A 10,963-nucleotide genomic window follows, 5' to 3' on the forward strand; every position below is an offset into this window, starting at 1 on the left:
CGGGGGCCGTCATGCGCTTCAGCGTGAAGTTGGGAAGGCTGCGCAAGCCCGCGCTGTGGGCGCTGGCGGTGGCCGTCCCGCTTGCGCTGCTGCGTCTCTGGCCGCACGCGCCCCTCAGCGAAACCGTCGGCAGCTCGCGCGCCGTGTACGCGCAGGGTGGCGAACTCTTGCGCCTCACCCTCGCAAGCGACGAGCAATACCGCCTCTGGGTGCCGCTCGACCGCATCTCGCCGACGCTGGTCGATGCGGTGCTGCTGTACGAAGACCGCCGCTTCTACGGGCACCCCGGCGTCAACCCCGCCGCGCTCGTGCGCAGCGCGTGGCGCATCGCCAGCGGCGAGCGCAGGCAGGGCGGCTCGACGCTCACGATGCAGCTGGCGCGGCGTGTCTACGGCATCGACAGCCGCACGGCCATGGGCAAGATCGCGCAGATCGGCGCGGCGCTCTGGCTCGAAGCGCGCTTCAGCAAGCGCGAGATCCTCGAGGCGTACCTCAACACCGCGCCCTACGGCGGCAACATCGAAGGCGTGCAGGCCGCGAGCCTCATCTACTTTCGCAAGGACGCCGCCAAGCTCAGCCTGCCCGAGGCGCTGACGCTCGCGGTGATTCCGCAGAACCCGGTCAAGCGCATTGCCGAGCGCGGCCGCAATGCCGAGCTGCAGTCGGCACGCGAACGCCTGTGGGCGCTGTGGGCCGAGCGCGATCCGACCGCGAAGCAGCATGCGCCCGATGCGCAGCTCGCGCTCTCGGCACAGTCGCGCGGCAGCCTCCCCTTTCTCGCGCCGCACGCCACCGACATGCTGCTCGCGCAGGAGCGCGGTGTGCAGGAAGTTCGCACCACCATCGACCTGCGCATGCAGGCCACGCTCGAACGCGTGATGGGCCAGTACCTGCGCACGCACGCCGACGTGGGCATGACCAATGCGAGCGCGCTGCTGCTCGACGCCTCGACCATGCAGGTGCGCGCGCTGATCGGTTCGGCCGACTGGCACAACGACGCCATCGCGGGGCAGGTCAACGGCACGCAGGCCAAGCGCTCGCCGGGGTCCACGCTCAAGCCCTTCGTCTACGCACTCGCGCTCGACCAGGGCTTGCTGCATCCGAAGACCATGCTGAAGGACGCACCGACCTCCTTCGGCCCCTACACGCCCGAGAACTTCGACCATCGCTTCGCGGGCCCGCTGCCTGCGCAGGACGCGTTGATCCGCAGCCGCAACATCCCAGCGGTGGCCGTCGCTGCGAAGCTGTCGAAGCCGGGGCTCTACGACTTCATGCGGCTCGCGGGCGTGCAGAAGCTGCAGAGCGAATCGCACTACGGCCTCGCGCTGGTGCTGGGCGGCGGAGAGGTCACGCCCGAGGAGCTCGCGGGCCTCTACGCCACGCTGGCCAACGGCGGCATCTCGCAGCCGCTGCGCTACACGCAGCCCGCGCCCGACGAGCGGCCGGTGCAGCCGCTTCGCCTCTTGAGCGAAGAGGCCTCGTTCATCACGCTCGACATGCTGCGCCACACGCCGCGCCCCGACACCACGCTGCCCGCGCGCCCCGCCATCGCATGGAAGACGGGCACGTCGTGGGGCTTTCGCGATGCGTGGACCGCGGGTGTGTTCGGCCGCCATGTGCTCGTGGTGTGGGTCGGCAACTTCGATGGCACGAGCAACCCCGCATTGGTGGGCGTCGATGCGGCCGCGCCGCTGTTCCTGCGCATGGTCGATGCGCTGCGCGCCGAGCGGCTCGATCCCGGCGAGATCGCGACGCGCCAGCCGGCGGACTTGCGCCAGGTCCAGGTGTGCACCGCGACGGGCGGGCTGCCCGATGCGCTGTGCCCGGTGCGCACCACGACATGGTTCATCGCCGGCAAGTCGCCGATCCAGGTGAGCAACCTGCACCGCGCCGTGTGGGTCGATGAAACCACCGGCAAGGTGGTGTGCGGGCCGCAGCCCAACGCGCGCCAGCAGGTGGTCGAGCAATGGGGCAGCGACATGCGGCGGCTGTTCCGCCAGGCGGGCCTGCCGCGCGCGAGCCTGCCGACCGATGGCTGCGAGAAGGGCGAGGCCTCGGAGACGGCACCGCTCATCACCTCGCCCTTGCGCGGCGTGCGGCACACGCTGCGTGTGAAGAAGCCCGAGCCGCTCGTGCTGCGCGCCGAAGCGGCGGCGGGCACGCAGACGATCTACTGGTTCACCGATGACGCCCTGGTCGGCAAGGCCGCGCCCGGCGAAGGCATCACCTGGATGCCGGACATGGCCGATTCAGGCCGGCGCTACGTGCTGCGTGCGGTCGATGACCAGGGCCGCGCCGAGTCGCGCGAAGTGACGGTGGACATCGCACCTTGAAGCCGGTGGATGTCACGGCGCCGTCACGCGCAATCGGCATGGTCTCGCGTTTCGACTGAAACCTTTCTTCTGCCCATGACGCGTCTCGCCTCCCTCTCCTTCATCGCCCTGGCCACCGCACTCGCCTGCGGTGGCGCGGCCGCACAGACCGCCTTCCCCGCCACGCTCGCCGGCCACGCCGTGCTATCCGCGCAGAGCTTCGTCGCCGCACCGAAAGACGCGCCGGCCGATCTGCAGGTCAGCGGCAAGTTCACCTCGGGCAAGCGCGTCGAGGCGCTGGGCACCGTCGAAGGCCTCTCGGCCGGCCGTGGCACCGGCGTGTCCGTGCCCTTCAAGGGCCAGCCGCTGCAAGGGCACTCGGGCATCAAGAAGATGGACGACGGCACGTTCTGGATCCTCACCGACAACGGCGCCGGCGCGAAGGCCAACTCGCCCGACTTCATGCTCTACCTGAACCACTACAAGGTGGACTTCAAGAGCGGCAAGTTCAATCGCATCAACACCATCTTCCTGCACGACCCCGACAAGAAGGTGCCGTTCCGCATCGTTCACGAAGGCACGAAGCAGCGCTACCTGACGGGTTCGGACTTCGATCCCGAGAGCTTCCAGTTCGCCGGCGGCGCGCTGTGGATCGGCGAGGAGTTCGGCCCCTTCCTGATCAAGGCCGACCTGAAGGGCAAGGTGCTCGCGGTGTTCGACACGCAGGTGGACGGCAAGGCCGTGCGCTCGCCCGACCATCCGGCGGTCACCACGCCGGGCGCGCCCGGCGGCGCGGTCGATTTCCAGATCAAGCGCTCCAAGGGCTTCGAAGGCATGGCGTCGTCCAAGGACGGCAGCAAGCTCTACGCGCTGCTCGAAGGCCCGGTGTGGAACGCCGAGGCCAAGGACTACGAGAAGGTCGACGGCAAGGAAGCGCTGCGCGTGCTGGAGTTCGACGTGGCGTCCGAAAAATGGACGGGCCGCCACTGGAAGTACGTGCTCGAAGCCAACGGCCACGCCATCGGCGACTTCAACATGATCGACGGCACCACCGGCCTCATCATCGAGCGCGACAACGGCGAAGGCACGAGCGACAAGGCCTGCCCCGAAGGCCAGAAGCGCACCGACTGCTTCCACGACATCGCGAAGTTCAAGCGCGTCTACAAGGTCGAGCTGAGCGATGCGAACGTGGGCGGCGCGGTGCGCAAGATCGGCTACATCGACCTGCTGAACATCGCCGACCCGAACAAGCTCGCGCGCAAGCCGCTGAACGATGGCGTGCTGAAGTTCCCGTTCTTCACCATCGAGAACGTCGACGTGGTCGACGCCACGCACATCGTGGTCGGCAACGACAACAACCTGCCGTTCTCCAGCAGCCGCGAGCCGAACAAGGCGGACGACAACGAGCTGGTGCTGCTCGAAGCCGGCGCGTTGCTGCAGGCGAAGTAAGGCGCCGCGCGTCTTTCAAGGCCCCGCTCGCGGGATGGGCGGGGGCGAGAAAAACCGAGAAGATGAGTATGATTCTCATTCTCCAGGTTTCCTCTCTCCCTCTGTCCCATGAATTTCCGAACGACCTCGCACGTCGTCCGGCGCCCGTCGTGAGCGCCGGCCTCCGCTACCGGATGGGCGTCGCGTCGCGGGCCGTCGCCGCCATCGCGGGCGGCTACGGCGTCGCCGCGCTGTCGGCCGCCGTGCTCGCGCTGGGCCTGCCCGTCCTCTTCGGCATGGCGCGCAGCGAAGCCGCGCTGACCGGCACGCTGGCCTCCTTCCTCGTCTACGCCGTGGCCGTGATGTGGGTCTTCGCCGCGCGCTCGGCGTGGCGCGCCTGGACCGGCCTCGCCATCGCGGCGGCGCTGCAGGGCCTGCTGTTGCTGCTGTGGACCCAGGGCGGCGGAGGTGCCGCATGAAGGAAGGATTCCGTCAGTCGATGGCCTGGCTGCACACCTGGTCGGGCCTGCTGGTCGGCTGGGTGCTCTTCATGGTGTTCGCGGCCGGCACGGCCTCGTACTTCAAGGACGAGATCACCTTCTGGATGAAGCCGGAGCTGCATGCCGTGACGCCTGGCACGGTGCCGCAGCCGGTGGCCGCCGACAACGCGCTGGGTTTCATGCAGCGCCACGCGCCCGATGCCACGCGCTGGTTCATCACCCTGCCCACCGAGCGCGAGCCCGGCGTGAGCCTGCTGTGGGCCAAGCCGCCGCCGCCACCCGGTTCGCCGCCCGTGGACCGGCGCCGCAGCTTCGACCGCGCCATGCTCGATCCGGCCACCGGCCAGGCGATCACCGCGCCGCGCGAGACGCGCGGCGGCGAGTTCTTCTACCGCCTGCACTTCGACCTGCACTACATGCCCGCGCTCTGGGCACGCTGGATCGTCGGGTTCTGCGCGATGTTCATGCTGGTGGCCATCGTCAGCGGCATCGTCACGCACAAGCGCATCTTCAAGGACTTCTTCACCTTCCGTCCGAAGAAGGGCCAGCGCTCGTGGCTCGACGCGCACAACGTCACCGCCGTGCTCGCGCTGCCGTACCACGCCATGATCACCTACACCGGGCTGGTCACGCTGATGTTCATGTACATGCCGTGGGGGCCGCAGGTGGCCTACAAGGCGCACGGCGGCAACGACACCTTCTTCGCCGAGGCCTTCCCGGGTGGCGTGCGCACGCAGATCAAGGCCTCGGGCACCAAGGCCGCGCTGGCGCCCCTCGCGCCCATGGTGGCGCAGGCCACGGCCCACTGGGACGGCGCGCCCGTGGGCCGCATCGTGGTGCACCAGCCCAACGACGCCAACGCCGTGGTCTCGCTCACGCGGGCCGAAGGCCGGCACCTGTCGTACGACCAGCCCAGCATGCAGTTCAACGGCACGACCGGCGCGCTCATCGGCAGCTTCGGCGACGTGCCCAAGGCCGCGGCCGAAACGCGCGGCGTGCTCTACGGCCTGCACATCGGCCGTTTCGCCGATCCGCTGCTGCGCGCGCTGTTCTTCGTGTCGGGCCTGGCGGGCTGCCTGATGGTGGCGACGGGCCTCTTGCTGTGGGCCGTGAAGGAGCGCCAGAAATACGCCAAGACCCTCAAGCAGGGCGGACGCATCGGCGTCGGCCTGCGGCTCGTCGACGGCCTGAACCTCGGCGCGATCGCGGGCTTGCCCGTGGCGATGGCCGCCTTCTTCTGGGCCAACCGCCTGCTGCCGGTCGACGTGGCCGGCCGCAACGAGGCCGAGATCCGCTGGTTCTTCATCGTCTGGGGCGCCACCGCCGTGCTGGGCCTGCTGCGCCCGACCCTGCGCATGTGGCAGGCGCAGCTTGCGCTTGGCGCGCTGCTGTTCGCACTGCTGCCGGTGCTCAACGCCTTCACCGGCCCCGCGCCGCTCACCGTGAGCCTGCGCACCGGCCCGAGTTCGGTGGCGGGCTTCGACCTCGTGGCGATTGCGCTCGGCCTGGGGCTCGCGGGTGCGACCTGGCTGGTGGAGCGCAAGCGTCGCAAGGCGCTGGCCGCGCCGAAGAAAGCCGTCAAGCCGCCGCCGACCGAGCTCGCTGCGTCGGGCCAGGGGTCGTGATGCCGCTGCTCGGGTTGGTGTTCGCCGCCTCGCTGGCCGGCTTCTGCGCGCTGAGCCTCGCGATGGACCGTCACAGCGAAGACGTCTTCGGCCGCGGCAGCACGCCGGGCGCCTGGCGCCGCTGGCTGCAGCTCGGCGGGACGGCGCTGCTGTGCTTGTCGCTGTGGGCCAGCCTGGAGGCGGCGGGCGGGTCGGTGGGATGGGTGCTGTGGCTCGGAGCGCTGACCGCGGCGGCGCTGGCGACGGTGGGGTTGTTGAGCGGGTTGCCGCATCGCTTTCACTGGATCGCGTCTGCAGCAGGGGGCGTTGCGTTTCTCAGTCTGCTGTTCTGCCTGTGATCGCGCGGGCATCCGGACCCGCACCCGTCCGCGCACTCAGTGGACGCTCTTCCAACCCACGATGAGGTAGGTCGCGAAGGCGGTGGCGATCCAGATCCACGCCAGAGCGCGTTGCTCCTGATCGAGCGGCGCGTGCAACGGCCGGCTGCCCGCGGGCACGGCCAGGCGGGTCGTCGGCGAATCGATCCCGACCGCCTGCAGGGTGGCTTCCGACCATTCGCTCGGCCGACGCCGAAATTCGGCGAGCGCATGCAGCCATTGCGGTGGCAGCAGGAGCGGTGCGGCCAGTGCCATCAACACGGCGCAGAAGGCGCGCAACGGTCTTGATGCATGCGCACGAGGCCCGGCGAAAAAATTCAGGGTGCCAGCCAGGTCCAGGAACAGGCGTTCGCGGTCGTGTTCCGGTGTCCGCCAGCGGGTGGCGGGCAATTGCTCGGGGCCGTGACGCATGAACACCGCGATGAAATCGACGACGGCCTTGCACGTCTCGTTCTCATGCGATTGCGTGCATCGATGACCGAAGCCCCAGCTCGGCAGCGGCAACGTCAATGGCTCCGTGCCCTGCTCCACGGTGGTGACGAGGGCATCGTCCTTGTTCAGCATCAGCAGACGCAAGTCTTCGGAGGTCTGCGTCGCGGGGCATCCCTTGCGATGGGCGACACGGATGCGGTCCCACGCGACCCAGCGGTCCTTCCCTCCCTCGCGCCACCACAGCCTTTGGTTGCGCCGGTCGCACAGAATCCCGACGTTCAACGGCGAGGGGCGCAGCACCTCCCTGAAGGTCAAAAAAATCGAGCGCGCGCCGAAAATCACGGCGTACAGCGTCACGCCGATCAACCAGAGCGCGATCAGCGTGCCCATGATCGTCTGGGGTATGTCTACATGGAACAGCAAGGCCACCAGCGGCGCGGCCATCAGCAGACCGAACCAGACCGCATAGGCGGACACGACGGACTCGGGCTCCCGCAATTCCAGTGCGGTATCGCTGATCCGCGAAATCACGCCTTCGGCGCAGACCGAGGACAGTGGCGGCCCCTTGGACGCGTGGACGTCGTAGATGCGGTACTCACGTCCATCGAACCGGTCCGATTCCTTGTGATGCAGCAGCCACTGCTGCATCCAATACGGCGGGCGGTCGTCCACCAGCCTGGCGAGCCGCTTGCGGACCGTGCTCACCCCCGCATCAACGCCTCGATCTCATCCGCCTTCACCGGCACCCCCCGCGAAATCAGTTCGCAGCCCGTGGCCGTGACGATCGCGTCGTCCTCGATGCGGATGCCGATGTTGTGGAATTTCTCGGGCACGCCCTCGCCGGGGCGCACGTAGATGCCGGGCTCCAGCGTCAGCACCATGCCCGGGTGCAGGATGCGGCTCGGGCGGTTCTTGATGAGTTCGTTGGACAGCGGGTCCTTGCGCTCGCTCACCTCGCCCACCTGCGTGGGTTCGACATAGCTGCCGCAGTCGTGCACGTCCATGCCCAGCCAGTGGCCGGTGCGGTGCATGTAGAACTGGAAGTAGGCGCGCGAATCGATCACGTCGTCGACGCTGCCGACCTTGTTGCCGTCGAGCAGGCCCAGGTCGAGCATGCCCTGCGCCAGCACCTTCACGGCCGCGTCGTGCGGGTCGTTGAAGCGGTTGCCGGCCTTGGTGGCGGCGGCCGAGGCGTCCTGGCTGGCCAGCACCAGGTCGTACAGCGCGCGCTGCGGGCCGCTGAACTTGCCGTCGGCCGGGAAGGTGCGGGTGATGTCGCTGGCGTAGCCGTCGAGCTCGCAGCCGGCGTCGATCAGCACCAGCTCGCCCTGGCGCACGGGCGCGGCGTCGGCGCGGTAGTGCAGCACGCAGGCATTGGCGCCGGCCGCGACGATGGAACCGTAGGCCGGGTACTGCGAGCCGCCCAGGCGGAACTCGTGCAGCAGCTCGGCGTCGAGGTGGTACTCGCGCACGTCCTTGCCCTCGCGCAGCATGCGCGCCGACAGCTGCATCGCGCGGATGTGGGCGCGGGCGCTGATCTGCGCGGCGCGGCGCATGATGTCCTGCTCGTGCGCGTCTTTCACGAGGCGCATCTCGTCGAGCGGGCCGCACAGGTCGCGCTGCTCCTCGGGGCACAGCGCGCCGTAGCGCACGCGCGCCCGCACCGACTGCAGCCAGCCGTCGATGCGGGTTTCCAGGCCCTTGTGGGTGGCGAAGGGGAACCACACGGTCGAGCGGTTCTCGAGCAGCTTCGGCAGCTTGGCGTCGAGGTCGTTCACCGAAAAGGCCTCGTCCACGCCCAGCGCGGCGGGGGCGGCGTCGGGGCCGAGGCGGTAGCCGTCCCAGATCTCGCGCTCCAGGTCTTTCGGTGCGCAGAACAGCGTGGCGCGGCCGTCGCCCGCCAGCACCAGCCAGGCGTTGGGCTCGGTGAAACCGGTCAGGTAGTAGAAGTAGCTGTCGTGGCGGAACAGGAAGTCGCTGTCGCGGTTGCGCTGGCGCTCGGGCGCGGTCGGGACGATGGCGATGCCGTCCTTGCCCAGTTGCGAAGCGAGGCGCGCGCGGCGCTCGGCGTAGATCGTGGTGTCATTGAGCATGGGATTTCACTTTCGATACGGTGCAAGTCCGGGGTCCGCGGGTACCAGATGCCGCCATGGGAACACATCCTGCGCAAAGTGGCTGACGTAGCCGCCGATCGTTGACTGGATGACCATGAATTGCAGCCGCTGCCGCACGCCCTGCAGCTGCTGCAGCTGGGCCAGGTCGAGGCAGGTGTTGCGCAGCCTCAGCACGCGCAACTGCGCGCCCACGGGGCTGTGCAGCAAGGCCTCGTAGTCTTCGAAGGCCGTGATGCCGCCGGGGGTCCGGTCGGCCGGCCACGCCATCTGCTGCTCGGTGGATTCGGAAAAATCCAGCAGCCTGAGGCCCGGCAGCTGCGTTGCGGCGGCCAGGTGGCGGATGAAGTGCTGCGTGTCGAAATGGGCGCCGACGCACAGGCTGCTCAGTTGCGGCAGCGGCACGGCGAAGAAGTCGGCGTTCGGCGCGTTCGGCACCGTCAGTTCGCTCAGGTGCGGCGTCTTGCGCACCCAGCGCGCGATGTCGCCGCCTTCCTCGAGGATGCCGTCGCTGGTGCAGACGAGCGACTGGTTGTGGTCCTCCGGCTGCGTCGGCTTGATGAACAGCGAGCGCAGGCGGGGAAACATCACCGGGCTCTCGAGCAGCGGCGTGAACATCCATTCGCGCGAGCCGTTCGCCCCGCTGTCGGGGCCGCTGAACGACAGCGAGGTGATGCAGTCGGCCACGTCCTGGCGGCTCAGGCAGGCCAGGGTTTCGTCGAAGGCGTCGCCCCAGGTGTCGCCGAAGTACTCGACGTGCCAGCCCTGGCGCATGGGCGCGAGGCTCAGGCGCGTGAAGTCGCTCACGTAGAGCGGCACGGTCAGCGGGTCTTCGGGCGCGCCGTCGTTGCGTTCGGCGGCGGTGGCCAGGGCCAGGTCCTGCAGGCGCTGCGGCAGCAGGCGCAGGGCGTCGGGCAGCGGCGCAAGCGTCATGCGCCCGCTGCCGGCGCGACCCCGGCGTTGAGTTGCTGCAGGCGCTGCGGCGTGCCCACGTCGGTCCAGTCGCCGGTGTAGAGCTCGGCGCTCACCTGCTGGTTGTCCATGGCGACGCGCAGGATCGGTGCCAGCGGGGCTTTGGCGCCGCCCGGGTTGCCGGCCGGGATGTCGCAATACGGCGGCGCGAACAGCGCGGCGCGGTACAGGCCGATGGTCGAGAAGGTGTATTTGTCGGCCGCCTGGTTCAGCGCGAGCCCGTCGCCCGAGAGGCCGAAGTCGCCCTTGAGGTTGTGCGCCGGGTTCGGCACCAGCCACAGGTGGGCGAGCTTGCCGCTGGCCAGGAAGCGGTCGACCGCGGCCTGGGTGAAGCGAAAGCCCGGCGCGAACACGTCGCCCGCCGCGACCCAGAACACCTCGCCCAGCAGCGGCAGCGCGCGCACGATGCCGCCGGCTGTTTCAAGCGCGCCGCCGAAGTCGCGGCCCTCGTCGGAATACGAAATGGACAGCGCGCCATGCCCATTCAGCACAGGGCGCGCGCCGAACCGGGCGGCAACCTGCGCGCCGAGCCAGTCGGTGTTGACCACCAGCTCGGTGAAGCCGCCCTCGGCCAGTGCTTCCATCGGCCACTGCATCAGCGGCTTGCCGCGCACTTCGAGCAGGGGCTTGGGCGTGGCGTCGGTCAGCGGCCGCATGCGTTCGCCGCGGCCGGCGGCCAGGATCATCGCGCGCACCGCCATCACTGCACCGACCCGGCCACACGGCCACGTTGCAGTTCGTTGCGTTCGCTGTGGCGGGGCTGGAACAGCGCCACCAGGCACGCCATCAGCGCATGCGCCTTGGCCGAGTGGTCGGCGCCGAAGTTGCAGACGTACACGTCGAGCGTCACGCCGCGCTGCTCGGGCCAGGTGTGGATGCACAGGTGCGATTCGGCCAGCAGCAGCGTGGCCGTCACGCCGCCCGGCCCCTGCGGCGTGGCCGGAAAGCCGTGGACCAGCTTGCCCACGGCCTGCAGCCCGGCGGCGGCCACGGCCTTGGTGCAGACCTCGCCGAGCGCGCGCCCGTCGGTGAGCCATTGGAGGCCGCATTGGCAGTCGTGGAGATCGGCGGTGAGGTGCAGCCCTTGCATGGGGGGCAACTCTAGCAGCCGGGCCTGCGACACAAGAGAGCATCAGCGGGGTGTTGGCCCTGTATCGAGGCCGGGCGCGGCTCGCCCGGTAAAATCTCGGGTTCTCCCGTATCCCC

The 10,963-nt window shown here is 69.3% G+C and carries 10 protein-coding genes; 5 read left to right on the top strand and 5 right to left on the bottom strand.

Features of this window, described 5'->3' with window-relative positions; all coding sequences use genetic code 11:
• Positions 1-23 precede the first annotated feature (23 nt).
• The 5 genes from pbpC (at position 24) to AC3WQR_RS23990 (ending at position 6,203) form a co-directional block, all read left to right on the top strand.
• Complete coding sequence (pbpC, locus tag AC3WQR_RS23970) at positions 24-2,333, top strand: penicillin-binding protein 1C (protein ID WP_492744093.1); 2,310 nt, start codon at positions 24-26, stop codon at positions 2,331-2,333.
• 75 nt (positions 2,334-2,408) lie between these two features.
• Positions 2,409-3,761 (top strand): esterase-like activity of phytase family protein, encoded by a 1,353-nt coding sequence (locus AC3WQR_RS23975; RefSeq protein WP_492744096.1) that lies wholly within the window; start codon positions 2,409-2,411, stop codon positions 3,759-3,761.
• Between the two features lie 149 nt (positions 3,762-3,910).
• The gene (locus AC3WQR_RS23980; RefSeq protein WP_420906996.1) at positions 3,911-4,219 is read left to right on the top strand and encodes a DUF3649 domain-containing protein; all 309 of its coding nucleotides are present in this window, start codon (positions 3,911-3,913) and stop codon (positions 4,217-4,219) included.
• Positions 4,216-5,865: a PepSY-associated TM helix domain-containing protein gene (locus AC3WQR_RS23985; RefSeq protein WP_492744098.1), complete on the top strand. Its 1,650-nt coding sequence runs from the start codon at positions 4,216-4,218 to the stop codon at positions 5,863-5,865. Before AC3WQR_RS23980 ends, AC3WQR_RS23985 begins: the two co-directional genes overlap by 4 nt.
• Entirely contained in the window at positions 5,865-6,203 is a 339-nt protein-coding gene (locus tag AC3WQR_RS23990; protein WP_319358189.1) for a DUF3325 domain-containing protein, read from the top strand. The genes AC3WQR_RS23985 and AC3WQR_RS23990 overlap by 1 nt, the downstream gene beginning before the upstream one ends.
• 36 nt (positions 6,204-6,239) lie before the next feature.
• On the opposite strand, the gene AC3WQR_RS23995 is transcribed toward AC3WQR_RS23990, so the two are convergent.
• Genes AC3WQR_RS23995 through AC3WQR_RS24015 form a run of 5 tightly spaced genes read right to left on the bottom strand, consistent with a single transcriptional unit; the run spans position 6,240 to position 10,847 of the window.
• Positions 6,240-7,379, bottom strand: a complete 1,140-nt coding sequence (locus AC3WQR_RS23995; protein WP_492744100.1) for a hypothetical protein — start codon at positions 7,377-7,379, stop codon at positions 6,240-6,242.
• Entirely contained in the window at positions 7,376-8,767 is a 1,392-nt protein-coding gene (locus AC3WQR_RS24000) for an aminopeptidase P N-terminal domain-containing protein (protein WP_492744104.1), read from the bottom strand. Before AC3WQR_RS24000 ends, AC3WQR_RS23995 begins: the two co-directional genes overlap by 4 nt.
• Before the next feature lie 6 nt (positions 8,768-8,773).
• The gene (locus AC3WQR_RS24005) at positions 8,774-9,718 is read right to left on the bottom strand and encodes a hypothetical protein (protein ID WP_492744107.1); all 945 of its coding nucleotides are present in this window, start codon (positions 9,716-9,718) and stop codon (positions 8,774-8,776) included.
• Entirely contained in the window at positions 9,715-10,443 is a 729-nt protein-coding gene (locus AC3WQR_RS24010) for a nucleotidyltransferase family protein (protein WP_492744109.1), read from the bottom strand. The genes AC3WQR_RS24005 and AC3WQR_RS24010 overlap by 4 nt, the downstream gene beginning before the upstream one ends.
• Before the next feature lie 14 nt (positions 10,444-10,457).
• Entirely contained in the window at positions 10,458-10,847 is a 390-nt protein-coding gene (locus tag AC3WQR_RS24015) for an S-adenosylmethionine decarboxylase family protein (RefSeq protein WP_062473535.1), read from the bottom strand.
• Between the last annotated feature and the right edge of the window lie 116 nt (positions 10,848-10,963).

This window comes from Variovorax sp. FW305-3-2-15-B-LB1 (genome assembly GCF_058787635.1).

Coding starts and splice junctions, on each gene's coding strand:
- AC3WQR_RS23985 (WP_492744098.1), top strand. CDS start 4,216: ATGAAGGAAGGATTCCGTCAGTCGATGGCCTGGCTGCACACCTGGTCG.
- AC3WQR_RS23975 (WP_492744096.1), top strand. CDS start 2,409: ATGACGCGTCTCGCCTCCCTCTCCTTCATCGCCCTGGCCACCGCACTC.
- AC3WQR_RS24015 (WP_062473535.1), bottom strand. CDS start 10,847: ATGCAAGGGCTGCACCTCACCGCCGATCTCCACGACTGCCAATGCGGC.
- AC3WQR_RS23990 (WP_319358189.1), top strand. CDS start 5,865: ATGCCGCTGCTCGGGTTGGTGTTCGCCGCCTCGCTGGCCGGCTTCTGC.
- AC3WQR_RS24000 (WP_492744104.1), bottom strand. CDS start 8,767: ATGCTCAATGACACCACGATCTACGCCGAGCGCCGCGCGCGCCTCGCT.
- AC3WQR_RS24005 (WP_492744107.1), bottom strand. CDS start 9,718: ATGACGCTTGCGCCGCTGCCCGACGCCCTGCGCCTGCTGCCGCAGCGC.
- AC3WQR_RS24010 (WP_492744109.1), bottom strand. CDS start 10,443: ATGATCCTGGCCGCCGGCCGCGGCGAACGCATGCGGCCGCTGACCGAC.